General features: G+C 70.0%; 28 protein-coding genes. 18 read left to right on the forward strand and 10 right to left on the reverse strand.

Features of this window, described 5'->3' with window-relative positions:
- Positions 1-150: 150 nt before the first annotated feature.
- The gene (locus tag LBW97_RS04655) at positions 151-570 is read left to right on the forward strand and encodes a hypothetical protein (RefSeq protein ID WP_224498247.1); all 420 of its coding nucleotides are present in this window, start codon (positions 151-153) and stop codon (positions 568-570) included.
- Complete coding sequence (locus LBW97_RS04660; RefSeq protein WP_224498248.1) at positions 564-1019, forward strand: Hpt domain-containing protein; 456 nt, start codon at positions 564-566, stop codon at positions 1017-1019. The genes LBW97_RS04655 and LBW97_RS04660 overlap by 7 nt, the downstream gene beginning before the upstream one ends.
- A 72-nt stretch (positions 1020-1091) precedes the next feature.
- Here LBW97_RS04660 and LBW97_RS20335 read toward each other — a convergent pair whose 3' ends face one another.
- Positions 1092-1799, reverse strand: a complete 708-nt coding sequence (locus LBW97_RS20335) for a response regulator transcription factor (protein ID WP_224498249.1) — start codon at positions 1797-1799, stop codon at positions 1092-1094.
- Between the two features lie 255 nt (positions 1800-2054).
- Here LBW97_RS20335 and LBW97_RS04670 point away from each other — a divergent pair, with 255 nt between their 5' ends.
- From LBW97_RS04670 to bfr, 7 genes are all read left to right on the forward strand, one after another.
- Complete coding sequence (locus tag LBW97_RS04670; protein WP_224498250.1) at positions 2055-3140, forward strand: response regulator; 1086 nt, start codon at positions 2055-2057, stop codon at positions 3138-3140.
- On the forward strand, positions 3133-4122 hold the full coding sequence (locus LBW97_RS04675; protein ID WP_224498251.1) for an ATP-grasp domain-containing protein: 990 nt from the start codon (positions 3133-3135) through the stop codon (positions 4120-4122). The genes LBW97_RS04670 and LBW97_RS04675 overlap by 8 nt, the downstream gene beginning before the upstream one ends.
- Positions 4119-4871: a PHP domain-containing protein gene (locus tag LBW97_RS04680; RefSeq protein WP_224498252.1), complete on the forward strand. Its 753-nt coding sequence runs from the start codon at positions 4119-4121 to the stop codon at positions 4869-4871. Before LBW97_RS04675 ends, LBW97_RS04680 begins: the two co-directional genes overlap by 4 nt.
- Positions 4868-6337, forward strand: coding sequence for a glycosyltransferase family 2 protein (locus LBW97_RS04685; protein ID WP_224498253.1), 1470 nt, complete (start codon positions 4868-4870; stop codon positions 6335-6337). The genes LBW97_RS04680 and LBW97_RS04685 overlap by 4 nt, the downstream gene beginning before the upstream one ends.
- Positions 6334-6570 (forward strand): hypothetical protein, encoded by a 237-nt coding sequence (locus LBW97_RS04690; protein ID WP_224498254.1) that lies wholly within the window; start codon positions 6334-6336, stop codon positions 6568-6570. Before LBW97_RS04685 ends, LBW97_RS04690 begins: the two co-directional genes overlap by 4 nt.
- A 178-nt stretch (positions 6571-6748) precedes the next feature.
- Positions 6749-6979: a bacterioferritin-associated ferredoxin gene (locus LBW97_RS04695; RefSeq protein WP_224498255.1), complete on the forward strand. Its 231-nt coding sequence runs from the start codon at positions 6749-6751 to the stop codon at positions 6977-6979.
- Positions 6966-7451 (forward strand): bacterioferritin, encoded by a 486-nt coding sequence (bfr, locus tag LBW97_RS04700; protein WP_224498256.1) that lies wholly within the window; start codon positions 6966-6968, stop codon positions 7449-7451. The genes LBW97_RS04695 and bfr overlap by 14 nt, the downstream gene beginning before the upstream one ends.
- A gap of 67 nt (positions 7452-7518) precedes the next feature.
- Here bfr and LBW97_RS04705 read toward each other — a convergent pair whose 3' ends face one another.
- Positions 7519-7659, reverse strand: coding sequence for a hypothetical protein (locus LBW97_RS04705; protein WP_224498257.1), 141 nt, complete (start codon positions 7657-7659; stop codon positions 7519-7521).
- A 75-nt stretch (positions 7660-7734) separates the two neighbouring features.
- Positions 7735-8460: an ABC transporter substrate-binding protein gene (locus tag LBW97_RS04710; protein WP_224498258.1), complete on the reverse strand. Its 726-nt coding sequence runs from the start codon at positions 8458-8460 to the stop codon at positions 7735-7737.
- A 148-nt stretch (positions 8461-8608) separates the two neighbouring features.
- On the opposite strand from LBW97_RS04710, the gene LBW97_RS04715 reads away from it, so the two are divergent.
- The gene (locus LBW97_RS04715) at positions 8609-9544 is read left to right on the forward strand and encodes a siderophore-interacting protein (protein ID WP_224498259.1); all 936 of its coding nucleotides are present in this window, start codon (positions 8609-8611) and stop codon (positions 9542-9544) included.
- Positions 9545-9590: 46 nt separating this feature from the next.
- Complete coding sequence (locus LBW97_RS04720) at positions 9591-9809, forward strand: hypothetical protein (protein ID WP_224498260.1); 219 nt, start codon at positions 9591-9593, stop codon at positions 9807-9809.
- Here LBW97_RS04720 and LBW97_RS04725 read toward each other — a convergent pair.
- Positions 9787-10554: a MerR family transcriptional regulator gene (locus LBW97_RS04725; protein ID WP_224498261.1), complete on the reverse strand. Its 768-nt coding sequence runs from the start codon at positions 10552-10554 to the stop codon at positions 9787-9789. The two genes, LBW97_RS04720 and LBW97_RS04725, sit on opposite strands and share 23 nt — an antisense overlap.
- A 108-nt stretch (positions 10555-10662) precedes the next feature.
- On the opposite strand from LBW97_RS04725, the gene LBW97_RS04730 reads away from it, so the two are divergent.
- The 4 genes from LBW97_RS04730 to LBW97_RS04745 all read left to right on the forward strand — a co-directional run bounded on the left by LBW97_RS04730 (position 10663) and on the right by LBW97_RS04745 (position 14676).
- Positions 10663-12540 (forward strand): hypothetical protein, encoded by a 1878-nt coding sequence (locus LBW97_RS04730; protein ID WP_224498262.1) that lies wholly within the window; start codon positions 10663-10665, stop codon positions 12538-12540.
- Positions 12537-12965 (forward strand): hypothetical protein, encoded by a 429-nt coding sequence (locus LBW97_RS04735; protein ID WP_224498263.1) that lies wholly within the window; start codon positions 12537-12539, stop codon positions 12963-12965. Before LBW97_RS04730 ends, LBW97_RS04735 begins: the two co-directional genes overlap by 4 nt.
- The gene (locus tag LBW97_RS04740) at positions 12962-14266 is read left to right on the forward strand and encodes a hypothetical protein (RefSeq protein ID WP_224498264.1); all 1305 of its coding nucleotides are present in this window, start codon (positions 12962-12964) and stop codon (positions 14264-14266) included. Before LBW97_RS04735 ends, LBW97_RS04740 begins: the two co-directional genes overlap by 4 nt.
- Before the next feature lie 137 nt (positions 14267-14403).
- Entirely contained in the window at positions 14404-14676 is a 273-nt protein-coding gene (locus tag LBW97_RS04745; RefSeq protein ID WP_224498265.1) for a flagellar FlbD family protein, read from the forward strand.
- Between the two features lie 9 nt (positions 14677-14685).
- Here the strand turns inward: LBW97_RS04745 and LBW97_RS04750 are convergent, their stop codons facing one another.
- Together LBW97_RS04750 and LBW97_RS04755 are read right to left on the reverse strand one after the other, a co-directional pair.
- On the reverse strand, positions 14686-15345 hold the full coding sequence (locus tag LBW97_RS04750; RefSeq protein WP_224498266.1) for a ScbR family autoregulator-binding transcription factor: 660 nt from the start codon (positions 15343-15345) through the stop codon (positions 14686-14688).
- Positions 15346-15495: 150 nt separating this feature from the next.
- Positions 15496-16365, reverse strand: a complete 870-nt coding sequence (locus LBW97_RS04755; protein WP_224498267.1) for an SGNH/GDSL hydrolase family protein — start codon at positions 16363-16365, stop codon at positions 15496-15498.
- 443 nt (positions 16366-16808) lie between these two features.
- Between LBW97_RS04755 and LBW97_RS04760 the strand changes: the two genes are divergently transcribed.
- A complete protein-coding gene (locus LBW97_RS04760) occupies positions 16809-17471 on the forward strand; it encodes a hypothetical protein (RefSeq protein WP_224498268.1) in 663 nt (220 codons plus the stop codon).
- Between the two features lie 490 nt (positions 17472-17961).
- Here LBW97_RS04760 and LBW97_RS04765 read toward each other — a convergent pair whose 3' ends face one another.
- Together LBW97_RS04765 and LBW97_RS04770 are read right to left on the reverse strand one after the other, a co-directional pair.
- Complete coding sequence (locus LBW97_RS04765) at positions 17962-18537, reverse strand: hypothetical protein (RefSeq protein ID WP_224498269.1); 576 nt, start codon at positions 18535-18537, stop codon at positions 17962-17964.
- Positions 18538-18699: 162 nt separating this feature from the next.
- Positions 18700-19695 carry a PIN domain-containing protein gene (locus tag LBW97_RS04770; protein WP_224498270.1) on the reverse strand — a complete coding sequence of 332 codons (996 nt, stop codon included), beginning with the start codon at positions 19693-19695 and terminating at the stop codon, positions 18700-18702.
- 208 nt (positions 19696-19903) lie between these two features.
- On the opposite strand from LBW97_RS04770, the gene LBW97_RS04775 reads away from it, so the two are divergent.
- On the forward strand, positions 19904-21034 hold the full coding sequence (locus tag LBW97_RS04775) for a DUF4062 domain-containing protein (protein ID WP_224498271.1): 1131 nt from the start codon (positions 19904-19906) through the stop codon (positions 21032-21034).
- A 312-nt stretch (positions 21035-21346) separates the two neighbouring features.
- Here LBW97_RS04775 and LBW97_RS04780 read toward each other — a convergent pair whose 3' ends face one another.
- Positions 21347-24322 (reverse strand): TrlF family AAA-like ATPase, encoded by a 2976-nt coding sequence (locus LBW97_RS04780; protein ID WP_374489400.1) that lies wholly within the window; start codon positions 24320-24322, stop codon positions 21347-21349.
- A 743-nt stretch (positions 24323-25065) separates the two neighbouring features.
- Positions 25066-25269 carry a hypothetical protein gene (locus LBW97_RS04785; RefSeq protein ID WP_224498273.1) on the reverse strand — a complete coding sequence of 68 codons (204 nt, stop codon included), beginning with the start codon at positions 25267-25269 and terminating at the stop codon, positions 25066-25068.
- Positions 25270-25469: 200 nt separating this feature from the next.
- Here LBW97_RS04785 and LBW97_RS04790 point away from each other — a divergent pair, with 200 nt between their 5' ends.
- The gene (locus LBW97_RS04790; RefSeq protein WP_224498274.1) at positions 25470-25712 is read left to right on the forward strand and encodes a helix-turn-helix domain-containing protein; all 243 of its coding nucleotides are present in this window, start codon (positions 25470-25472) and stop codon (positions 25710-25712) included.
- The last annotated feature ends 22 nt before the right edge of the window (positions 25713-25734 follow it).

Consider the following 25734-nt stretch of genomic DNA (forward strand, 5'->3'; position numbering starts at 1 on the left):
CGACTTCGTCGCCTACACCGTCTCGCTGCCCACCACCGCCGACAACACCTTCCAGGGCAAGTCCGCTGCGCTGAGCCTGGTCTTCACGGGCACGCAGAAGACCGGCACCGCCCGCTGATCGCGGCCCGACGAGATCGAGGAGGTGCAGTGATGACCGTGATCCGACGAGCCGTGACCGTCCTGGGCCTGGCCCTGGCCGTCGTCATCGGCACCGGAGCCCCCGCCTCGGCGACCTTCTCCGAGATGGTGAAGCTGCCCACCCCGACCACGCTGACGACCACCACGGTCGCCGCGCCCACCAACGTGCGCGTGCAGATCACCTGTCCCACCCTGTACTCGATGGAGGCGCGGGTCACCTGGACCGCCAGCTCCTCGGCCCGGGTGTCGGGCTACGTCGTCAATGCCACGGTCGCGGGCCAGACCCTCGCCGCCAGCACCGGTCCGACGCAGACCACGGTCACCTACTCCACCGGCCGCAGCCCCGGCCTCCAGGTGTCGGTCACCGTCAACGTGCTCACCGACTACGGCTGGAGCAAGGTCTCCGCTCCCGTGGTGGTGACGACGTGCTGACCCTGGTCCACTCCGTCGCCACCGTCGAGGACCCGGCCGACGAGCGCTCCGCGCCGCTCCCCGCCGTCGTCGTCCCCGGCACCCTCCTGGACTTCCTGCGCGGCCGGACCACGGGGCCGGCCGCGCGGGCAGAACTCCTCCCGCTCGCCGGCGCCCAGCACCTGGACGACGCCGACCTCCACGACGAGGACCTGGACGCCGAGCTGATGGACCGCCTGCAGGAGATGTACCGCAGCGCTCTGCCGGAGCGGCTCTCCGCGATCACGACGAGCACCTCCGCCGGGAACGCTCCCGCCGTCGCCTCGGCCGCCACCACCCTCGCCGGCACCAGCGGCCAGCTGGGCCACCCCGAGGTCGCCTCCATCTGCCGGGCCATCGCCGCCGACGCCCGCCGCGGCGTGCTCGCCCACTCCCGGGTGCAGGAGCTGCAGACCCTCACCGGAGCCTGATCAGGAACGACGAAGGACCCCCGCCGAGGCGGGGGTCCTTCGTCGTTCGCGGCCCCTGGACGGGGTCTCTCTTCAGGCGACCAGGCGGTAGCCGACTCCCCGGACCGTCTTGATCTCGGGCGAGTTCAGGCCGGCCGCGACCAGCTTGCGGCGCAGGTTGGACATGTGCGCCTCCACGAGCCGCAGGTTGCCCTCCCAGTCGGTCTGCCAGACCTCGCGCAGCAGCGTCTCGCGCTGCAGCACCCGGCCGGGCCGGGAGGCGAGCGCGGCCAGCAGGTCGAACTCCGTGCGGGTGAGGTCGACGATGTCGCCGTCCACCCGCACCTCGCGGCTGTCCTCGTCCACCTCGAGCTCGGCGAGCCGGCGGACCGAGTCGGCCACCTCCGCGATCGTCGGGGCCGCCGCGGGCGCGGTGCGCGGGAAACGCAGCATCGCCTGGACCCGCGCGGTGAGCTCGCGGGGGGAGAACGGCTTGGCCATGTAGCCGTCGGCGCCCACGGCCAGGCCGATCAGCAGGTCGACCTCCTCGGCGCGGGCGGTGAGCATCAGGACGTAGCACGCCGTCTCGGCCCGGATCTGCCGGCAGATCTCGGTGCCGTCGGCGTCCGGGAGCCCGAGGTCGAGCACGATGAGGTCCGGCGGATCGCGCCGCACCTCCTCCAGTGCCGCTCCGCCGGTGCCCACCGCGCGCACCGCGAACCCGGCACGCTCGAGGACTGTCACCACGAGCTCGCGGATCTCCTCGGTGTCCTCGACCACGAGCACGGACTGTTCGGACACGACGTTCCTCCTCACGCTGAGCTGTCACGGTGCGGAGGACCGGGCGGTTCTCCGTCACCTGACCGGGTGATCGGCACGCCGAATGCCCTGCTTGAGCGGCGGGTCGGTCGCCCGGGAGGGTCGTCTCCCCCTCCGGGGTGAGATCGCCGCGTATTCGGCTCATGACGGCGGCTCCTCCCGCCGTCAACGGTCACAGGGGACGCCCGTCCCCTTCCCGGCGAGAACCGGGAGACCCGACCGACGGGAGCCGGAATCGTGGACGGTGCACTGCACGTCCTCGTCGTCGACGACGACGCCGACACCGCACTGTTCGTGCGCACCGTGCTGCAGCGGAGCGGCATGACCGTGACGACCTGCGCCGACCCGCTCGAGGCACTGACCCTCGCGAGCCGCGTCGAGTTCGACGCGGCCATCACCGACATCGAGATGCCGGGCATGACCGGCCTGGACTTCCTCGACCGGCTGCGCCAGATCCGCCCCGACCTCCCGGTCACGGTGATGACCGCGCACGCGTCCGTGGACTACGCCGTGGACGCGCTCCGCCGGCAGGCCGACGAGTTCCTCGTCAAGCCGGTCCCCAAGGACACCCTCGCCACCACGATTCGCCGGCTGGCCGAGACCGCCCAGGCCAAGCGGGCCGCCGCGCCGCAGCGGCAGACCGTGCTCGCCATCGGCGCGCACCCCGACGACGTCGAGATCGGCGTCGGCGGCACGCTGGCCGCCCACCGCTCCGCCGGTGACCAGGTCGTCATCCTGACCATGTCCCGCGGCGCCCGCGGCGGCGAGGCCGGCGACCGACAGGACGAGTCGCTGGCCGCCGCCGAGCTGATCGGCGCCCGCCTCTTCCTCGAGGACCTCGAGGACACCCGGATCAGCCCGATGGACCCGACGATGTCGATCATCGAGCGCGTCGTGAACGAGGTCCGGCCGACCATCGTCTACACGCACTCGGCGAACGACCGGCACCAGGACCACCGCGCCGTCCACCAGGCCGCGAGCGTCGCGACCCGGTCGGTGCCGACGGTCGCGTGCTTCCAGAGCCCCTCGGCCACCATCGACTTCCGGCCGACCCGCTTCGTGACCATCGACGGGTTCACCCGCACCAAGCTCGACCTGCTCAAGGCCTTCCGCTCGCAGGCCGGCATCCGGTCCTACCTCCAGGACGACTTCGTCCTCGCGACCGCCCGCTACTGGTCCCGCTACGCCAGCGGCGGCCAGTACTGCGAGCCCCTCGAGGTCATCCGTGACGCCGGCGCCGTCGTCGGCGCCACCAGCGACGCGACCTTCCAGCCGAACAGCAGCCCCACCTCCTCGACCCCCTCGGAGTCCTACGGTGTCTGACCACTCCCCCACCCGCGTCCTCGTGACCGGCGCCGGCGGACCCGCCGGCGTGGCCGTGCTGCGCTCCCTGGCCCGGCGCGACGACGTCGTGCTGCTCGCGGCCGACATGGACCGCTACGCCAGCGGCCTCTACCTGGTCGAGGCCGGCGCCCGGCACCTGGTCCGCCCGGGCCTGAGCGAGGAGTTCGTCGACCACCTCGTCGAGCTGTGCGAGCGCGAGCGGGTCGACGTCCTGTTCTCCACCGTCGACGTCGAGCTCCCCCGGCTGGCCGCCGAACGCAAGCGCCTGGACGCCGTCGGCACCACGCTGGCGGCCCCGAGCCTGGAGACCCTCGAGGTCTGCCTGGACAAGTACGCGCTGGCCCAGCGCTGCACCGGCGTCGTCCGGACGCCGCGCACCGCCCTGCTGGGCGAGACCGACCCCGACAGCTGGGACTACCCGGTCATCGTCAAGCCGCGCCGCGGCGCCGGCTCGCGCGGTGTGCACCTGGTCGAGGACGCCGCCGCGCTGCGGGCCCTGGGCAGCGACGAGGACATCCTGGTGCAGGCGAACCTGCCCGGCGACGAGTACTCGGTCGACACCCTGGCCGACGCCGACGGCACCGTCGTCGCCGCCGTGCCGCGGTCCCGCCTCCGCGTCGACTCCGGCGTCTCCGTGGCCGGCACGACGGTCGCCGACCCCGAGCTGGAGGAGACCGCGCGCCAGATCGCCGCGGCCATCGGCCTGGTCGGCGTGGCCAACATCCAGCTGCGCCGCGACGCCGAGGGCCGCCCCGCGCTGCTCGAGGTCAACCCGCGCTTCCCCGGAGCCATGCCGCTGACCGTCGCCGCCGGCGTCGACATGCCCTCGCTCGCGCTTGACCTGGCGCTGGGGCGCCCGCTGCCGGCCTCGGTGCCGTTCCGCGAGCTCGCCGTCGTCCGGTACCTGGAGGACGTCTTCGTGCCCCTGGCCGACGTCGTCGCCGAGGAGCCCGCGCGATGACCATCGCCGAGATCGCGGAGCTCGACCTGCTCCTCACCGACCACCACGTGCACTCGACCTGGTCCGACGACGCCATCAGCGCGCCCATGGAGAACCTGGCCGCCGCCCGTGACCGCGGCCTGGCCAGCATCCGCATGGTCGACCACGTCCGGACGACGACGACGTGGGTGCCCGGCTTCCTCGCCGAGGTCTCCGCGCTGCCCCGCATCGAGGGCCTGGAGGTCCTGACCGGGGTCGAGGCGAAGATCCTCGACGCGGCCGGCCGGCTCGACGTGCCCGACGACCTCGTCGTCGGCGCCGGCGGCGTGGACCGCGTGCTCATCGCCGACCACCAGTTCCCCGGGCCGGACGGCCCGTGGAGCCCGCGCCGCACCCTCGAGGAGCTCGCCGCCGGCCTGTCGGCCGAGGACGCGATGAGCATCCTCGTCACCGCCACCGTGGGCGCGATGGAGCGGGCCGGCCGCGGCCAGCTCGCCCACCTCTTCTCCCTGCTGCCCAAGATCGGGCTGCACGAGAGCGAGCTGCTCGACGAGCACGTCGCGGCGATCGCCGACGCCGCCGTGCGCACCGGCACCACCGTCGAGGTCAACGAGAAGTGGCGGTGCCCCGGCCCGCGCGTCGTCCTCCAGCTCGCCGCCGCCGGGGTCACCCTCGTCGGCTCCACCGACAGCCACGAGGCCACGACCGTGGGCCGTTACTCCTGGGTGGCCGACGCTGCCTCCGCGACCCGACTGGTGGGAACCCGATGACCGAGATCTTCTCCGGCAGCACGGGGCACGACGTGCTCGCCGTCTTCCTGCTGGTGCTGGTCGGCGTGGGTGCGATCCCGGTGATCGCCGGGCTCGCCCAGTTCCTGGTGATCCCGCTGCACGCCGTCCGCAACCACTACCGCGAGACCGGGCCGTACCTGCCCAACGTCGCGGTCGTGATCCCGGCGTGGAACGAGGCGGCCGTCCTGACGACGTCGATCGAGCGCCTGGTCGGGCTGGACTACCCGCCGGACCGGCTGCGGATCTACGTGGTCGACGACGCCAGCACCGACGACACCCCCGCGGTGCTCGCCCGCTGCGCCGAGCGCTTCCCCGGACGCGTCGTGCACCTGCGCCGCGACAAGGGCGGCGAGGGCAAGGCGCACACCCTCAACCACGGGCTGCGGCACATCCTCGCCGAGGACTGGATGGAGGCGCTCCTGATCATGGACGCCGACGTCATCTACGAGCCGGCCTCGCTGCGCAAGATGACCCGGCACCTCGCCGACCCGACCGTCGGCGCGGTCACCGCCTACATCCGCGAGGGCAGCGGCGACCCGCAGGGGATCACCCGCTTCATCGGCTTCGACTACCTGGCCGCGCAGGCCGCGTCCCGTCGCGCGCAGAACGTCGCCGGCGCCATGGCCTGCCTGGCCGGCGGGGCCCAGCTGCACAGCCGGGAGAACCTCGAGGCGATCGGCGGCCAGATCGACACCTCGTCGCTGGCCGAGGACACGGTCACCACGTTCCGCACCCAGCTCGGCGGCCGCCGGGTCGTCTTCGAGCCGCACGCCCGCGTGCTGGCCGAGGAGCCGGCCGGCATCGACGCGCTGTGGAAGCAGCGGCTGCGCTGGGCGCGGGGCAACGTGCAGATCACCTCGATGTACAAGCACCTGTGGTTCCGCCGCTCGGTGCACCCGGGGCTCGGTGGCTTCTTCTTCGGCATCTTCTGGTTTGCGATCCTGCTGCTGCCGGTGGCGATGCTGCTCACCTCGATCGGCCTGATCGGGCTCTTCCTGCTCGACAGCCGGCTGGCCTCCGAGGTGTTCGGGGCGGCCGTGTTCGTGCCGATCGCGACCTTCGTCTTCATGATCACGCTGACCATGTCGGTGGATCCGAAGACGGGGTCCAAGGTGTGGCGCGAGGCGCTGCTCTTCCCGGGGCTCATCTCCTTCGTCGTCCTCGTCGCCGCCGCGTTCCCGGGCCTGATCCCGGTGACCGGCACGGCGGAGACCTTCTGGACCCTGTTCGTCTACAGCTGGCTGGTGCTCTGCATCCCACTGGCCTACGGCGTCCGGAAGCTGGAGGGCACCCGCTGGGGCAGGCCGCTCGCGCCGCTGGCGCTCTACCTGGTCGGCTTCGGGCCGATGATGTGCGCGATCACCGTGGACGCCTACGTGAAGGAGTTCCGCGGGGCCGCGATGACCTGGGACAAGACCGAGAAGACCGGGAGGGTCACCGTATGAGCACCGACCTCGTGGGGACCGGACAGCCGTTCCGCGTCTCGCCGCCGATCGTCCTCACGCCGGAGCTGCTGGCCCGCTGCGGCGGGATCGCCCCGGTGTGGGCCGACCCCCTGGCGCTCGCCGACGAGACGGAGGCCGACCGGGTGCGCGAGCGCCGGCTCTACGTCGGCCTGGCGGCGGCGATCGCCGTCGTCGTCGCCCTCTGGATCGTCCGCAGCATGCTGCTGGGCTGACCGCGCAGGGCCGTCATGGCCATGTGGGCCCCGACAGGGCCGTACCCGCTCCGGCGGGTGCGGCCCTGACCTGCACCACTGGCGCAATCGGGTAAGGCCAGGCTAACCTCCCTGGCGTTGCCCGGCGTCCGCGGCGGAGCAGCGCGACCCCGTGCCCCCGACGTGAGGCGACCGCTCCATGTACGTGTGCCACTGCAGCGTGGTGACCGACCGCGACATCCTCGAGGCCATCGCCAACGGTGCCCGGTGCATCGCCGACGTCGCCCGCGTCACCGGCGCCGGCCGCACCTGCGGCAACTGCGTCGAGTCGATGCGCGACCTCGTGTGCAAGCATTGCCCGGTCCGCGCCGAGCGCACCACCGAGCGTCCGGCCGAGCGAGAACTGGGAGTCGCTGGTGCAGCCCGTTAGCCCCCGTGTGGTCGAACTGCTCAACGACGCGTTGACCTTCGAGCTCACCGTCACGAACACCTACTTCCTCAACGCGCGCATGCTCGACGCGTGGGGCCTGCCGAAGCTCGGCAAGGTGTTCTACGACCTCTCCATCGACGAGATGCGCGACGCCGACGCACTGATCCAGCGCGTCCTGCTCTTCGACGGCCACCCGAACCTGCAGCGCCTGGGTGCGATCCGGATCGGCGAGACCGCCGAGGAGATGCTCGCGCTCGCCCTCGACAGCGAGAAGGTCGCGGTCGCGCAGTTTAACGCCTCCGCCAAGGAGTGCCACGACCTCGGGGACCACGGCACCGCCGCCGTCTTCGAGGAGATGGTCCGCGACGAGGAGAAGCACGCCGACTGGTTCGAGGCGCAGCTGTCCGCGATCGAGCGGGTCGGCGTGCCGCAGTACCTGGCCGCGCAGATCGTCACCGAGACGCCTGCCTGACCTCCGCCCCGCCTCTCCGAGGGCCCTCTCCCGAACCCGGGAGAGGGCCCTCGTCGTCGGGCGGGGTCTACAGCGCCAGGTCGCGCAGCTGCTCGAGCTGCAGCGTCGCCGCCCGCAGGCCGATCCCGGTGTAGAAGACGTCGTCCTCGACGGCGTAGGCGCGGTCCTCGGCCACGGCGGTCAGCCGCGGCCAGAGCGGCCCGGCCACGGCCGCCTGCTCGCCGGAGTCCTCGGCCGGGCCGTAGGAGAAGTACAGGACGAGATCGGCGTCGGCCTGCGTCAGCTACTCGGCGGAGAGCTCCGCGAAGGTCGGCGTCTCTCCGGTGGGCAGCTGCAGCTGGTCCAGGCCGATGTCGGCCAGCACGGTTCCGATGAACGACTCCGCGGTGTAGACGCGGATGGTCCCCTCCACGAATCGCATCGCGCTGACCGTCGTGCCCGCCGGGTCCCCGAGGTCCTCGCCCAGGGCGGCCGCATCCGCCTCGTAGTCGTCCAGCGCCGAGCGCGCCTCGTCCTCCAGCCCGAGAGCCCGGGCGTCCAGCAGCAGGTTCTCCTTCCAGACCGCACCCACCTTCTCGGCGAAGACCGTCGGGGCGATCTGCGCGAGCTGCTCGTAGATGTCCTCGTGCCGCACCTTGTTGGAGAGGATCAGGTCCGGCTCCAGCGCCGCGATCGCCTCGAGGTCCGGCTCGGCGATGGTGCCCACGACCTCGACGCCTTCGGCGTCCTCGGCCAGGTAGCTCAGGAAGCCGTCGGAGACAGCGGTGGTGACGGCTCCCACGGGGGTGACGCCGAGCGAGAGCACCGAGTCCAGCTCACCGGTGTCCAGGACGACGACCCGCTCGGGGCGCGACGGAATCTCGGTGCTGCCCATCGCGTGCTCGACGGTGAGGGGGAAGCCCTCCCCCTCGGCCGCCGGCCCGGCGGCGGTCTCCTCGCGGTCCGGGCTCCCTCCGCAGGCGGTGAGCGCCAGGGTGGCGGCGAGGCCGAGCGTGACGGCTCGGAGCATGCGTGTCGTCATTCGTTCTCCTGGTCCGGTCAGCACGTCCAGGGACGGGCTCTGGTCACGGCGGCAGCCGTGTGCAAGACTGCCGAAAGCCAGGTGAGGCTAGCCTAAGTCGAGAGACGGTCTGCACCTGCCGAACCCGGGAGACCGCGTGACAGTCGAGACCGTTCAGGTCCCCGCCTACCGCACGTTCCCGGTGCAGGTGGCCCGCGTGCAGCGGCTGAGCGAGAGCTTCCTGCGGATCACGTTCACCGGCCCCGAGCTGGACCTCTTCGCCTCCAACGGCTGGGACCAGCGGATCAAGGTCCTCCTCCCCCTCCCCGGCCGCGGCCTGGTCGACTGCCCGTCGGGCGACGACTGGTACGGCGAGTGGCGGGCGCTCCCGCCGGAGCGCCAGATGCCGATCCGCACGTACACGGTCCGGGCGGCGCGGCCCGAGGCCTTCGAGGTCGACGTCGACTTCGTGCTGCACGGCGCGACCGGGCCGGCGTCGGCCTGGGCCGAGGAGGCCGCGGCCGGCGACGAGGTCGTCCTCGTCGGCCCCGACGCCCGCTTTCCCGGGCCCACCGGCGGCTACGAGTGGCACCCGCCGGCCGACGCGTCCTGCCTGCTGATCGCCGGTGACGAGACCGCGGTGCCGGCGATCTGCGCGATCGTCGAGACCCTGCCCGAGGGGCGGCACGCCCGTGTCCTGCTCGAGGTGCCCACCGCCGTCGACGCACTGAACCTCGCCACTCCGCGCGGGGTGGTGGTCACCTGGCTGCCGCGTCAGACGGTCGCGGGAGCGCCGCCGGCCCCGCGGGGGCAGCTGCTCACCGCCGCCGTCGCCGCCACCGTCCGCGAGTTGGGCGACCGGCTCGCGCCCGGGTCCGCTCCCGAGCTCACCGACGTCGACGTCGACTCCGAGATCCTCTGGGAGGTGCCCGACGACACGACCGTCCGCGGGTCATCGGGCGTCTACGCGTGGCTCGCGGGTGAGGCCGGCGTGGTGAAGGGCCTGCGCCGGCACCTGGTGCAGGACGTCGGCGTCGACCGTCGCTCGGTCGCGTTCATGGGCTACTGGCGCGAGGGCCGGACCAGCGACTGACCACCTCCGTTTGACACCGTGTCATCGGCCGGTGTCACATGGGTGGATGCCGAACTACGACGTGCTCGCCATGGACGGCCTGAGCATCATCGGGACCGTCGGCTTCTTCGTGCCCGCCGCGCTCCTGATCGCCCTCGTCGCCGGCGCGGTGGTCCGCGACCGCCGGATCAGCGCGCGCGAGGCCGCCGACGACGCCACCCGGGAGGGGCTGGCCCGCGAATCGCTCCCGGAGGACGGCGCCGCTACTCCTCCGCGAGCTGACTGAGCGCGGCTTCGACCGCCACCTCGACCTCGGTGGCCATCTCCGTGCGGAACGCCGCGAGCAAGGCCTGCGCGGCCACGGGCTGCAGCCGCGTGACGGTGGCCAGGATCTCGTCCAGCCGTTCGCGCGGCGCCCCGGCCTCCACGAACTCCCGCCATCCGGTGTCGACGAACATCTCCACGTAGATGCGTGCGATCTCCCGCACGTGCGCGTTGACCTGCGCCTGGGCCGTGATCAGCGCCGCCGGCGGCACACCGAGCTCCACCACCTGCAGACCGGCCGTGAGCAGGGCGGGGTCGAGCACCCGCATCCGGCTGTCGTCGAGCCGCTCCACCAGGCCCATCTCGACCAGCTGGTCGATCACGTCGGGCTGCTCGGGCACGCCCGCGCGCGCCGCGAGCTCGGCGCCGGTCGTGATCTCCGGCTCCGCGGGCAGCCAGGGCGCGAGCAGCGCGCGATGCAGCGCGAGGGTGGCCGAGCTCGTGGTGGCCGGCGCGCTGGACAGCGTGCGCTCGATCATCGCGAGGGAGTAGCCCTCGGCCAGCATCTCGCGCACCAGCAGCAGGCGGGCGACGTGTTCGCGCCCGTAGTAACCGGTCCGGCCGACCATCCGGGGCGGCGGCAGGAGGCCTCGCGCGGAGTACGCGCGGACGTTGCGCACGGTGACGCCGACCCGCGCGGCGAGTTCGTCGACGGTCAGCTGAGGATCGGACGGCTCGTTCGCCGGCTCGATCTGCGGTGCGCTCACGCTCACGTCCTTCCCTTCGTGACCACACGGTAAGCCGCTCGTTCTATGTATCAGTTGTCGATGTCACCGTGATGGGTGTTCCATAGCCCCATGCCTCGAGGGAGAGCCATGTCACTGGCCGCTGAATCACGTCCCGCCGGGGGCGCCGCCATCGGTGAGGTGCTGGTCGCCACCGGGATCGGCCTCGGGCTGACGGTGATCCTGCTGGCGCTCGTCTGGCTGCACCGCACCCGCCGCTCCACGGTCCTGACGACGATCGGGAATCGTCTCGGCTCCGCCACGGGGGTCCCCGCCTGGGTGGCGCTGCCGACCGTCCTCACGACGATCTCGCTGCTGGTCGCCCTGCTGGGGATGCTCTGGGACATCGCGCTGCACATCGGCGTCGGCCGCGACGAGGGTCCGCTGGCGAACCCCGCGCACTTCCTCATCCTCTTCGGCCTCTTCGGCGTCTTCGCCGGCGGCATCCTCGCCTGCGCCATGCCGTTGGACGAGAAGCCCGGCCCCTCGGCGATCCACTTCCTGCGTGGCTGGGACGTCCCGGTCGGTGGCGTGATCCTCACCGCGGCCGGCTTCTACGCCCTCCTCGGCTTCCCGCTGGACGACGTCTGGCACCGGATGTTCGGCCAGGACGTCACCCTCTGGGGCCCGACGCACCTCATGCTCATCGGCGGCGCCGGCCTCTCCATCATCGGCCTGCTGCTCCTCGAGCAGGAGGGCCACGGCGGGCTCTCCACCGACGACGGCGACCGCAAGGTCGGCCAGACCGCCCGCTTCGTCCGCCAGGCCTCGGCCATGGGTGGCCTGCTGCTGGGCCTGTCGGTGTTCCAGGGCGAGTACGACTTCGACGTCCCCCAGTTCCGGCTGGTCCTCGAGCCGCTGATGATCGCCGGGGCCGCCGGCGTCGCGCTGGTCGCGGCCCGCCTGTTCATGGGTCGCGGCGGCGCGCTCGCCGCGGTCGCGTTCTTCCTCGTCATCCGGGGCGGGATCGCGCTGATCGTCGGGTTCGGGTTCGACGAGATCACCCCGTCGTTCCCGCTGTACCTGGGCTCGGCGATCATCGTCGAGCTGCTGGCCCTGGCGGTCGGGCTCTTCCGCCGGCCGCTGGTCTTCGGTGCCGTCGCCGGCCTGCTGATCGGCACGCTCGGGCACGCCACCGAGGCCGGCTGGACCCAGTTCACCCAGACCCTCGAGTGGAACAGCGACATCCTCGTCGAGGGCACCCTGATGGCGATCGTCGGCGGCGTCGCCGGCGGCCTGCTGGGCGCGCTGCTCGCCTCTGGTCTGCGTCGCCGACTGCCCCGCCCCGCCATCGCCCGCACCGTGCTCGTCGGCTCCCTGGTCGCGCTGGCCGCCGGGGTCGCCAACGGGCTGATGGCGACGGTGCCGGACGACGTCCAGGCGACGTTCGGCATCGAGGACGTCGAGACCGACCCCCGCACGGCCGACGTGACAGTCGAGCTGGACCCGGCCGACTTCGTGGACGATCCGGCCTGGGTGCAGATCACCGCCTGGCAGGGCCAGGGCCTAGTCGTCACCCAGCTCGAGCGCACCGGTGAGGGCACCTACCGGACGACCGAGCCGGTGCCGCTGCACGGCACGTGGAAGACGCTGCTGCGGATCCACGACGGGCGCACCCTCACCGCGGTGCCGATCTACCTCCCGGCCGACGAGGCGATCGGCGAGGACGAGCTCCCCGCCGAGGACGGCATGACCCGCTCGGCGATCCCCGAGGTCGAGATCCTGCAGCGCGAGCTGAAGGACGCCACCGGAAGCCTGTGGACGATCTCCAACCTCGTCGTCCTGGCCTGCACGCTGGCGCTCATCGGCGCCATCGCGTGGGGCGTGGGCCGGTACTCCCGGCGCGCGAGCGCCGTCGAGCCGTACGCCGACGCCCCGGCGGACAGCGCCGCGGAGGGCACCACCGAGGGCACGACCCAGGACGCCACGAGCCAGGGCAGCACGGCGCGCGGCGCGGCGGGCCGATGAGTCGGCGGATCCTCGCCCTCTCCCTGCTCCCCCTCTCCCTGGTCCTCGCCGGCTGCGCCGGCACCGAGGCTCCGGACGCGGCCGAGCCCAGCTCGGCCGCGTCCACCCCGGCGGAGGGCGCGGCAGGGAGCAGCGCGGTCACGACGTCTCCTCCCGCTCCGGCCGGGACCGCCCTGGAGGTCCAGGTCGCCGGCGGCGCGGTCACCGGTGACACGGGGCGGGTGCCCGTTCCGCTGGGGGACGCGGTGACGGTGACGATCACCAGTGACACCCCCGACGAGGCCCACCTGCACGGGTACGACGTCACCGCGGACCTCCCGGCGGGGACCCCCGCGGAGCTGACCTTCGACGCGACGATTCCCGGGGTCTTCGAGCTCGAGCTGCACGAGGCCGGGACGGTGCTGCTGACGCTGCAGGTCGGATGAACCTGCTCGCCCACGGGGTGGGGTCGCGCACGGACCTCCCCATCCCGCTCGGTCTGGCGCTGTACGGGGCCGGGGCCGCGATCCTGATCAGCTTCGCGGCGCTGCTGCTCTTCTGGCGCGCGCCGAAGCTGGGCGGCCCCGGCTCCGGGCGCCCGCTGCCGGAGAGCGTCCAGCGGGTCGCGGACAGCCCCGCCGTCCGCCGGATCCTGCAGGCGCTGGCGTTGGCGCTGAGCCTCGTGGTCCTCGCCGCCGCCGCCGCCGGCCCGCCGGAGACGCGACTCAACCTGGCGCCGTGGGCGCTGTACGTGACCTTCTGGGTGGGGCTGGTGCCGGCCAGCCTGCTGCTGGGGCCGGTCTGGCGTGCGGTCAACCCGCTGCGCCTGCTGCACGCGGTGCTGAGCCTCGTGGTCCGCACCGCCCCGGGCGCGGGGCGGCTCCCGGCGCTGGGTCTCTGGCCGGCCTCGGTCTCGCTGCTGGTCTTCCTGTGGTTCGAGCTCGTCTACCCGGACCGCGCGGAGCCGGCGACCGTCGCGGCGTTCCTCATCGCGTACGCGGTGGCGCACACCGCCCTGGCCCTCTGGTTCGGCGCGGGCTGGTTCGCCCAGGGCGACGGGTTCGAGGTCTACTCCACCCTCGTCGCCCGGCTGTCCCCCTGGGGCCGCCGCGACGACGGACGGCTGGTCCTCCGCAACCCGCTGACCAATGCCATCGCCACCCCGGAGACCCCCGGGCTCGCCGCCGTGGTGGTCGTGCTGCTCGGGTCGACGGCCTTCGACGGGATCACCCGGACCGTCTGGTGGCAGACCGGGCCGGGTTCGGCCAACGACTCCTTCTCCGGCACGGTCGGGCTGGTCGTGAGCATCGCCCTCGTCGCAGCCCTCTACCTGCTGGGCACCCGTCTCTCCGGACGGCTGGCCGGGCAGCCCCTCGCCATCCAGCCCCGGCGGTACGCGGCGACGGTCATCCCGATCGCGCTCGGCTACACGATCGCGCACTACTTCAGCCTGCTGCTCCTCGACGGCCAGACGACGTGGATCCTCGCCAGCAACCCGTTCGGCACTCCGGGCACCGACCTCTTCGGCACCTACGGCAACGTCGTCGACCTCACCGCGGTCAGCCCCGACACCATCGCCTACGTGCAGGTGGGCGGGGTGATCGCGGGGCACGTCGCCGGGGTGACCCTGGCCCACGAGCGCGCCCTGCTCTCCGAGCGGCGGGCCCGCGCCTCGGACCAGCTGCCGCTCGTCGTGGTCATGGTGCTCTTCACCATCGGCGGCCTGGGGCTCCTGTTCGGGTTCTGAGCTCCCCCGACCGCGTCACCCGATAGGGGCCTCCTCGGTCCGCGGGGCTCCAGCCGAGGCCGTCCAGGGTCGATGTCTCCAGAGCACGCCCGGCATCCGCGCCGGCCCCTGTCCGCCCAGCCCGGAGGAACGCTGCCGTGATCGCTGTCACCTGCTCCAACGGCGAGCACTTCTCCGTCGACCCGGACGCCATCGAGCGGATCGAGCACCACGGCGACACGCTCGTCGTCCTCACCGACGGCACGCACTTCGTGGTCCAGGCCGACGTCGAGGACCTGCTCCGCTCGATCAGCACGCACCGCGCCCGGGCTCTCGTGCGCCGGGCCCGGCTCGTCGGCGGCTACGCCGCACTGCCCACCGCCGCGCGGCTGGCCCGGCGGCACGGCGTCACCACCACCGCGGCTCCCTGACGTTCGCTGCTAGCCGGCTCCGTCGGAGGAGGAGGACGGCGGACGCAGCTGGGGAAGCACCAGCTTCCAGAAGTTCTCCAGGCGGGCGAGCAGGTCGCGCCGGCCGGTGAGCTCCCACGACACCTGCTGCATGCCGAAGAAGCTCGCCACGATGGCCTGGGCCGTGCCCTCCGGCTCCACCGCGCGGTTGATCTCACCGCGACGCTGCCCCTCGATGATCAGCGAGCAGATCGCCCCCTGCCAGCCGACGTAGGGCTGCGGGAGCTTCGCCATCGCCTCCGCGGGCAGCTCCGCCAGCAGCCGCTTCGCCGCCTGCGTGGTGAGGTCGCTGCTGAACTGGTCAGCCGCCTTGTAGGTGCAGGCGACCAGCGCGTCGAGCGCGTCGGGGTGGGCGGCCATGACCTCGGCCAGCATCGGCGGCCAGCTGCCGTACATCTCCCGCACGATCTCGAGGGCGATCTCCTCCTTGGAGGGGAAGTGCCAGTAGACCGCGCCCTTGGTCATCCCGGTGCCCGCGACGATGTCGTTCAGCGACGCGCTGGCGTAGCCCCGCGTGCTGAACAGCGTGGCGGCCGCCTCGATGATCAGCCGTCGGGTGGCGGCGCTGTCACTGGCCCGGCCGCGCGGTCGACGACCGGCGGGCACAGCGTCGAGCGGCTCGATCACCACCACGTGCCTCCCTCGGTCCGGCGTTCCGGCGATGGGCGAGCGTAGCGGCCCCAGCTGGGAATCCGGGGACCATGCTCGCCCCATCGGCGGAGACGTGCGTCCGGCCCCCGCCTCCGGGCTGCGGAGACGAGGGCCGGACGGAACGGCTGATCAGCGGCGGGTGAGCACCCGCAGCGTCTGCTCGGCCATCTTCGCCTCGCCCAGAGCGTTCGGGTGAACGATCACCGGATTGGTGCCGGCGAGCACCGGCTCGATCCAGCGGACACCCAGCGGCTGGCAGGCGTCGTGGCCCTGCGACACCTTCGTCATGTCGACGTAGGTGACCTTCGTCCGCTCCGCGGCCCGCTTGACGGCGTCGTTCAGGGTCGCCTGCAGGTCGTTCAGGTAGGGCACGTCACCCCGGGCCACGGGCATCACCGGGAAGCAGCCTTCGCTCTTCGGCAGGATGGACGGGTAGCCGAGGATCGCCACCTTCGCGTGCGGAGCCCGCGCCTTCACGTCGTTGAGCGCCTGGACGAGGGCCGGGTAGGTGGTGCTCTTGACGGTGTTCTTGAAGGAATCGCCGTACTTGGCCTTGCACGGCGCGCCCTGGCCACCAGAGGCGATCCCGGCCGCGCCGCAGGACAGGATCGAGTTGATGAAGACGCCGCTGTCGTTGCCGCCGATGGTCATGGTGACCAGCTGCGTCTTCTTGCTCAGCGCGTCCAGCTGGGGCGGGACGCCCTGGTACTGCGAGGTGCGGTAGTGCGTGGTGTCTGCGCCGCCGCAGGTCACGTCGGTCAGCTGCGCACCGATCTTCGCGGCGATCACGTTCGGGTAGTTGCGGATCGACCGCAGGCACTGGGGCGCCGCGTTCGGGTCGGGGGGGAGGACGCCGGACGCGGCGCTGTAGGAGTCGCCGAGGGCGACGTACTGGATCGGCCCGGGTGGGGCCTTCGGCGTCGCCTGCGCCGCGGGGGCGACGACGAGGCCGAGCAGGACCGCGACGGCGGCGAACAGACAAGCGGCGAGACGGCGCACGTCTTCTCCAGTCGAGAGAGGGGCCCTGGTGAGGGGCTCTGTGCGCGGAACAACGTCTCGACCGGTAGATGGTTACGCGCGTCACACGTAACCGATCCGGGAAACGCAGCAGGCCGCCCTCCCGGAGGAGGACGGCCTGCACGTTCGGGTGGAGCTGAGGGGACTCGAACCCCTGACCCCCACACTGCCAGGCCGTCATGATCCCGTTCGCAAACGTCCACCAGCGTCCACGACGGCCCTCTGAGCAGCCCATTTGTGAGCTTCCGAGACAGCAGCGGACGTAAGCGAACAAACGCGGAATCACCGCAACTGCAACCGGAACTGCAACCAGAACTGCAACCACCGCTGGGCCCCGGAGGTGGCTCGGTGCCCATGAGGCACATGGTCTGACTCCGGAGCGAGGCAGGCACCTGCTGTCCGTGTTGCTCGCTACCCTTTGCCACATGGCCAGTGCCAGCGGTGGGGGACCGACCGTCGAGCAGATCGAGGGCCGACTCAATCGACTGGAGGCGAGACGAACTGCCGTCTTCAACGTCGCCAGCGTCGTGGCCGTGGGCGTGCTGACGACCCTTGGAACCCTCGGAGGCGTATGGCTGGGTACCAGTCAGACGGCCGACGCCCAGGACGCCCGTGCAGATGAGGACTTCGCCAGGGAGCAGCGCATTGAGACTTACGGTGAGTTTCTCGGCGCCATCGACACAAGTTATGCCCTGATGGCTACGTGGCTACCGTCCGAAGGTCTGTTTTACGCGCGACCCATGGGCGTGTTTGACGCGCCTCCCGCGGAGACTTATGCGGAGATTGTCGCGTCCCTACCCCTAGTAAGGACGCTGTCAGGGCGCATAGACGTCATCGGCGGCGAAGAGGTGGCCCGCGACGCCGATCAACTTGCCGCACAACTGGAACTCAGCGCCGAAGTCATCAGGTGGATCCTTCGGTGTAATAACGAGAAAGCCGGTACGACGGAGTGTATCGGGCCACCAAGTGCAACGTTCCTGCCTCCTGGGACGCCGGAGGGGTCGGAGCCCGTTTATTTCAAGTTCCTTGAGGACCGCGAGGAGTTCTTGAGGACCGCTACGGCGCAGCTGAATCTTCCGAACTCGTGAGGACGGACCGATGGTGTGGTTAATGAGAACCACAGCCAAGGCCGCAGGTCACGAGTGAGCCCATCAGAACACCCGCGAAGTAGTTGCCGGCCACTGGCCGGGCAACTGGGGAGGACTACCCGTGGCGGGGCTTTGGCAGCGCATGGCGGCATGGGCAGTCGACCTCTTCCTCGCGTACCTGGGCTAGTCGATCCTCGGCGGTGAGTTCGGCTCCGGCGGGAGCGCTGGACGAGGCCCGCATACTGCCAGGCCGTCATGATCGCGTTTGTGGCGGTTCGCTACCGTTCCGCAACCGATAGACCAGCAGAGAGGTACGGTCGCGCACGGCCACGAATGACCATGAACTCGACCAACTGCGACCAGAACCGCAACCACCGAGGGCGACCGGCTCCCCTCTCAACGCGGCCCTGACCGTTCCCCTGACCTCGCAGCCGAGCCGTTTGAGTGGGGCCAGGTTCGTTCTCCGGGAGCACCGCAGAGCGACGCCGGTCTACCCCTCATCGTGCGCCCGCCAGAGGTATGCCGAGTTGAGGCCGGCCAGCGTCCGCCAGCCGATGCACGCACCGATGTCAGTGAAGGCGTCGTCCATCCGTGCGATGACTGCCTCTGCCATATCGGCAGTCAAGTGCGCCGCTGCACTGCCAGCATCGAAGCCGTTGGCACGTAACCGCTCGCGAGCACGCGCGTCGTCATGGACGAGGAAATTGCGCCAGGTACTGAGCCAGCGCAGCGTTTCACCCGTCTCGGCATCGAGGTCGCGGGTGCCCGGACCGCAGATGGCTTGAGGTGCCGCCTGCCAGCGAGCCACCCAACCGCCCGCACCTTGCGGCTCAACATCGGCGAGGTGGTAGGCCCGGTGGATCCAGCCCTCGGCACCGGCCTGCGCCAGCACGATGGTCTCGACGACCGCGTCAAGTTCGCGAAGGCGCCGCTCATGGCGCCCGGTCTGAGCGGCTTCCGTCGCCCGCTGCCGCGCTTGATGCGCCGTTGCACATGCCCGTCGGTAGAGCATCGCTGCCGGGAAGAAGTCAGGCGACACTAGCTCGATCGCACTGCCGTCAGACATCGCACCTCGCCTATCCGTAGGTGGACCACCGAGGCAAACCGTCCACCGTCTTCGAACAACCTACGAACGCGCTGTCCTATGGCTCGCTGAACTGCCAGGTGAAACCGGCTCTTCATACTTGGGGTGGCCGTCGGCTAGGCACCACGGCTCCGGGGATCGCCGTCATGTGTCGAGGAAGTCCCATTCGCTGCCGAGGACCCAGCGCAGGGCCGATAGCTTGCCGTTGAGCATCCCGAGCTCGAAATCCGTGTACGGGCCCAGCTGACCAGGCTCTGTGTACAGCCCCTCAACACGCCGGCGCCCTGGCCCTGCAATCGCGAGTAGGCGCTTCAACTCGGCGTCGTCCCCAGCGTCCTCGAGCCGGTACTCGTGCTGGAGGGAGCGGTGGTACCAGATGCGGTCAAACAGCTCCCGCTCTGCCTCTACGATCTCGTCGAGCCGTCGGGGCTCCTCCTCGAAGTAGGTCTCCGCGAACAGCTCCTCGATCTCGTCGCCGAAGTAGTCCAGGAGGACCTGATTGAGGCCGTCGACTCCCAGCCCGTAGGTCGACCCCTCGGCTACGAACAGACTGGCGAGGTCAGGATGCGGCTGCCGCGCGTCGCCGCCGGGCAAGGAGAAGTCGTCGCTGTTGCTCGTGATGAACGCGTGCGGCTCCTGGTCCAGGTCGACCCCGCGGGCAGTCGTTTCGTAGAGCTCGATGAGCAAGGCGTCGGCGACACTATTGCGAGATCGGTGGAACGGCGCCTGCTTCGAAAGGCCACGCTCGACAACCCGGCGCTTCTCTTCGTCGCCCGGCTCGATGACACGACCCGCCTGGAGCAGTACCAAGACCTCGTCGAAGTTGCGGGTCGTCATCGCGCCGATGAGCGGGACATGACGCGCGAGATCCGCAACGAGCCTGCGAGCCTCCTCTTGAGCCGTCCCGCCGTAGTCGTCGAGGTCTTGCTTGATGAGCTTGAACCGCTGGGCAATGCTCGCGGTCATCGACGTCTCGACTCGGTCCCGGTTCCGCTCGAACTCGTCGATGACGAGTCGGGGGACGAGCAGCTCCACCTGCCCCTGGTGAGCGAGTACCCGGAGCGCGACGATCCAGCGCTGCCCGTCCCGACGCTTGCACAGGTCGAGCCAGGTGGAGGTGTCAACAAGCAGATGGAGCACAAGCCCAACGTATGGCCTACCCCGGAGACGACATGGCCCAGTTGACCGAGGAGCAGAAGGCGCAGCGAGTGGTCGCTCGTCGCCGCAGCGCTGTGCTGGCGGCTGAAGAGGACGCCCTCGGACAGGAAACGCAAGCGTCGGGTGTGGGACGCCGGCGCGGGCCGGGTCAGGCCGGACGGGAGGACCGGTTCCCGAGGACACTGCCTCCATGCGCGTCTTCATCTCTTCTGTCCGGATCAGCCTCGAGCAGGAGCGCGATTCCTTGAAGGGGCTGGTCGTGGCGCTAGGCCACGAGCCGGTTATGTTCGAGGACTTCACCGCGCAGCCGGTCCCCTCGCGCGAGGCGTGCCTGGAGGGCGTGAGGAGCTGCGACGTGTACCTGCTACTCCTGGGGCAGCGCTACGGCTACGAGTTCCCCGAGACCGGACTAAGCCCGACCGCGGAGGAGCACGTCGCCGCGAGGACCGCCGGCATTCCGCGTCTGGTCATGCGCAAGACCGGCGTGGAGCCCGAGCCGAGGCAGAAGGAGCTCATCGAGGAGATCCGCTCTTACCGCGACGGGGTCTTCTACAACGAGTTCACCGACGTCGTGGACCTCCAGGCCAAGGTCGCTGCGGCCCTGCGGCAGGCCGAGCAGGCGCCCGGATCATTGACCTTCGCGCCACTGCCGGGGGACGTACCAGTCCAGTGGCGCGGCGAATGGCCTGCCGAGCAGCAGGGTCATTCCGACCACGCCGTCCTGGAGCTCCACGTCCTGCCCGCCGCTTCGCAGCCGGTGCCTTCCCGCGTCCTCCGGGCGCTTCCCGAGCGGCTCGCCGCGGAGGTCCGGTCCTCCGGAGGAGTCGGACCCTCCGCCTCTGTCCCCGCCGACCACGACACCGCCGCCGCTTGGGCGCACGTCGTCGAGCGACGCCATAACCGCATGTACGACGAGGTCCGCGACGGCTCCCTCCTCGGATGCCGCGTCGCGACCACCGGTCAGACAAGCGTCTGGGGGACCCTCCCCGGCGACGGCATGGGCAGCATCCTCGACCCGGCAGACCTGATGGAGCGCCTCGCGAGATTCCTCCGGACCGCCGGAGCGGCCATGCCTGGAGACGCCCAGCAGCTCGCGCTGGCCGTCGGCGTCGACCCGCTCACCAGCGTCACCGAGGGCCGGGTCACCGGGATGTCCCGCAGCAGGGCCAGCGGATTCTCGCTTGGCCGTGAGCGGCTCGCGGTCCCGCCGGACGAGGCCGTCACCCGCGCCGCCCTCAGCAACGGAGCCCGCGACGCTGCCCGCACGCTCACCGAGGCGCTGCTCACCGCCTACCGCAGCAACAACCGAGCCGGCTACTGAACACGTTGGCCCGGTTCGTCCGCAGCCCCTCCGTGAACGGCCGCTTTCCGGGCGCCGCCCACCGGCTTCAATCCATCGCGATCCGCCGACGTGACATCTAAGCGCCACCCACCTGGCAACCCAACAGCGAGCCCGCCCCCATACGCCCGCCGCTCAGCGTCCTGCGCACGTATGCCGCTCAAGCCACCGAAGAGACGACCTCACCAGCTACTGCGGAACCGACAAGATCAAGAGGGACACACGTCTTGCACTTCGGAGCGCGCGATTCGTTGTGACGGACAGCAGCAACGTCTGCGTGCCCGACACGAACGCTCATTCCAGGCGGATTCGAAGCCGCCGTGCACGCTCCTCGAAGGCATGCTGACCGCCTTCGAGGATCTCGCAGACCTGCCGTCGGATGACTGGGTTCTCTAGACCGCCGCTTGTGTAGGTCATCTTTGGTAGTCGTCCCGGTCGATGCGCGCCGGCGTTCGCAACGATTACTTGGTCGGCGTCAGTGTTGACCACCAGGTTTGCGTTATGAGTCACGATAATGATCTGCCGTCTGCGTCTCGTCTCGACGAACCGTCCGACCAACTCGACGAAGATCGACTTAGGGTCGAGGTTCTCCTCGGGTTGGTCGATAATTAGTGGTCTGTCATCCGACTGGTCAACAGCCAAATAGAGCAGCAGCAACACGATGCCGCGCGTGCCTGGCGATAGCTGCTCGATCGCCACGCCGTCGTACTGCACCCCGTACTTCACCGAAATGTGCTCTGTGCTGTTCAGCCACGTCGCGATGCCAGCTGCCCACTCACGGAATGCCTGCTTATCCGCGCCCGACACCTTGGCTTGTTCGATGAAGTGTCGATCGTGCTCGGCACGGAATGCTGCCATCGCCTCTGCGACCTCACCGCTCGAGCCGCTCTCCCAGGCAGGGAGCATCTCCTGGCGCACCTGATTGAGCAGTTCGCCCCGCCCACGAAACTCACCCGTACGAAGGTCCAGAAGCGTCTCGCCCTGCTGAGCCCATGCCTCGACATCAACGACGCGGTTGACGCTGAAGGTCAGGTTGCCAAGTGCCCCCTCCTCAGCGCCCAGCATGCCTTTGAGGGGTGAATACATCGCCTCAAGCTGCTCTTGCTCCGAGACGAAGCCATCGAACAGAGACGCGTAGGCCTGCTTACGCTTGAGCATCAGTGCCTTGATGCGGGCGGAGGCACCCTCGGCTTCCTTGATACTTCCAGTGATTGAGACGAGCGCAGCTTCAGTCTTGGCGATCTTGTCGTTGAGCGCCTGCAGCTGCCTCTGCCGGTTGGCGTCCAGTCCGATGAGTTCGCCGAGCCGCCACGCCTCAGCACGCAATGCACTAAGCGTCACCCTGGACAGGTCCGCATCGTCGGCCACGAACGGCGGCAACTCATGTGCGGGCTGAGTCGGCTTGGGGACCGCCGGACCGACTAGTTCGCCGATGGCTTCGCGTACTGCGCCCAAGCGCGCGTCAACGAGCCCATCAACGTCGCCACTGAACCCCAGATTGAAGTTCTGCCATTCAGTGACAGTCAGACCCGCACCGGCGTAGTCGCGCTCCAGTTCTGCACGGATCGCCGGAAGGCGCCGGTCCAAGATGTCTTTGACGGCGTCCGTGAGATCCGAGAGCGACTTCTCTCGGCGCTTGAGCGCATCAACCTCAGCCTGCTTGGCGACCAGGGCCCCACTAAGGGCTTCGAGTCGCTTGGCGCGTTGTTCGCCTCCCACCACAACTAGGCCGCCCCGGGCACGCTTGTCCTCCGTCAGGAGGCCAGCAAGCCTTGCCCGCTCCCTATTGAGACTAGGTAGTTCATCACCGGCGACCCGTTCAACTTCGATCTGCTCAGCCAGACTGTCCATCTCGTTCTGGGCATAGCGACGAAGGTCTCGTCCGTGGCTGGCACGCAGATCGAGGAGCTCCCGGAAGCTCGAAGCTCCCAGCCGGTCTTCGTAGGGATGCGCTTCAAATATGACCCGCTCGATCTCGGCCAGCAGTTCGTCTGTGATCCCCTCCGACGAGCAGAGTCGCTCGACGAACTGCTGCGACAGGTACTGAACGCGCGGCGCGTGATCGTCGAAGAAGTAGCTCGGCGGGAGATCGGCATCCGAGGTGGCGCCGTCGCCCCAGGCGAGAGCGACGTTGGTCCCGCCGATGTGCTGCCTGGCTCTCTGCAAGAAGGTCTGGTCGGTGTCATCGGTACTGCCGGCTCCGGCACCAGCCGCGATCAAGTCAGCGAGGGCCGTCTTGCCCGAACCACGAGCGCCGATGATGGCTACCAGTCCGGGCGCAAGCGGGATCTCAGGTGTCGCTACCCAGTCGGCACCCGAGACGGTGATTCTGTCGATCACCCGATACGCGAGTGCCCCCTTGGCCGGCTCCTCGGCAACGATCACACGCTCCCTCGGCTCCAGACACGCCTGGCGAATGGCCTCAAAGGTGGCATCACCTTTGATCCAGGTGTAACGGTTCTGGGCCGGTCTCCCCACGTCGGCGAGCTTGTGAGCATCACTTCCGTGAATACACGCCTTGAGTCCGTCGTAGCGCCGGACCAGCTCTTCGGCTCCGAGTACCCCTTCCCCGATCCAGAAGCGCCGCTGCGCTGGCGAGCCAGAGAAGATCACGCGAGCGAGACGCTCGATCTCGATCCGGACGGCTTCGAGTGAGCCACCGGGCTCGCGAACACCTGATGTGCCGTCCGTGCTTCCGGCGGCGACACCGATGATGATGTTGCGCTGCGCCCAGGCGCTCGCTTCTAGCGATTGCTTGAGGTTCTCGATCGACACCTTGAAGAGATTGGTGCCGGCGGACAGCGCGGCCGTGTCATCCAGGATTGAGGGATCGTGGGCCTTCCCCAACCGGATCAGGTCCGACCGTTCGCAGGCGTACGACTCGCGCCCGGACGAGAACGTCAAGGTCCGAAGGAAGCGCCGCGTCTCGTCGACGTGGTTGGGGTCTTCGGGGGAGACCAGCAGATGAATATTGACCGGGTGGTCGTCCCTAGTCGCTGTCGGCAGACGCAGTTCGATGTTCGGAAAGATCAGGCCGACGTCCGGTAGACGGCCCGCCGCTCGGAAGTCGAGAACTTTCTCGTACTCGTCGATGCTGTAGTAGTCGGTGATGCCGAGCGCTTCGATTCGCGGGTCCGACTGCTCAATCCGTGTCAGATAGTCGTTCCACGCGTTCTGGCCGAACTGGTTATTCATGGCCGTACCGGGCGTGTGGATGTGCGGATCCCAGCGTCGCCAGACCGATCCGCGCGGGTCCGCCTGGGACCTCATATCGCCGTAGCCTCCTGTTCGTCAAGCACGTGGTCATCACTGCTCGAGGCGGCACATCACGTCACTCCCGGCCGGATTGCCGAGCCAGCGTTCCCCATGCGTGCTGCCTCTATCGCCCAAAGGATCACAGACCCAGGAGGAGATGGCCTGCAAGCGCGCGTCACCGTGGGCCGAGTCAAGGCTGCTTCTAGTTCTTCACTGCTGACGTCAGAGACCTGCGGCGAGGACCACGGCGTTGCCGAGGCGTTCCAGTGGGCGACCCAGCCGCCGGCGTGTGGCGCTTCGTGGCCACGCTCGTCCATTCCGCGCTCAGATTGTTGACCGTAGGGGTCGCTCGCACCGATGCGACGCGGCGCCGCATGACCCGGCCCTTCTCATCCGCATGAGCGACGATCAAGATCGCGACCGTCACACCTCATGCACCTGCGGTCTGCCGAATCGTGGTGACGGGTTTCCGGAGACTCCTCCGGAGGCTTGACGGCATGGAAACCAGCGGTAGCTCCGAGTACCAAGCCCGTCGGCGGGAGCGCGAGCGGCAACGGCGTCAGCAATCCCAGCGGACGACTCCCAAGGCCCGCGCGGACCCGGCCGCAGCGGAAGTGCACGGTCGCGAGCGGAGGACCGCGGCGACGGCGTGCAGTTGGTGCGGCGGGCCGGTCACCCCGCGGAGCCGGGGGCCGATCCCGAAGTGGTGCTCGGCTACCTGCCGGCACCGCGCCTGGGAGCAGGCCCGAGCCGCGGCCTCAGGCCTGTCCGCGGTGGAGGTCGTCGAGCGGCGAGTCGAGGTCCAGGTCCCACTCGTGCCCACCCGCCGCGACTGGCCCAGACTGCTCGGTGAGCTCGTCGGCCAGCTTGACGACGGCCGGGTCTACGACCGCGACCTGCCCGCCGTGGCGCGGGCACTTCAGCCCGTACTGGAGAGCTACAGGAGACGCGCCCTTCTTCACCGGCGCTCCCCACGTGCACTGACCGATGCTTCAGAAGTTCTGCAGTAGCGAGGGGCATGTGCTCGCGTCTCCTGTGAGCAGCAATCACCTCTCGTTACGCGTCTCCACAGGAGAGGAACAGGAGATGTTCGGGAGGCCGCTCCCCCACCGTCGTGCGGCAGCATCTACGCAGCGACGCCACTGATCCGGGAGATGTCGACATGGGTGATCCGCAGCCGCTGCGCGAAGTCGTGGCGGCCGATCGGCTTCTCCTCACGCCCGAGGAGGCGGGGGAGGTCCTCCGCGTCGGCCGCACGACGGTGTACGCGCTCATGAAGAGCGGGGAGCTGCGTCCCGTGCACATCGGCCGCAGCTGCCGGATCTCTCAGGCAGAGCTCGACCGCTACGTCCGCCGGCTCGAGGCTTCTTCGTCCCGTCCACAGCCTTCGCCGGACGCCGCGTGACTCCACAGCGGGCCTGCCCATC

Origin of the sequence: Blastococcus sp. LR1 (assembly GCF_020166105.1) — a bacterium.
In the GTDB taxonomy this organism is placed as follows: domain Bacteria; phylum Actinomycetota; class Actinomycetes; order Mycobacteriales; family Geodermatophilaceae; genus Blastococcus.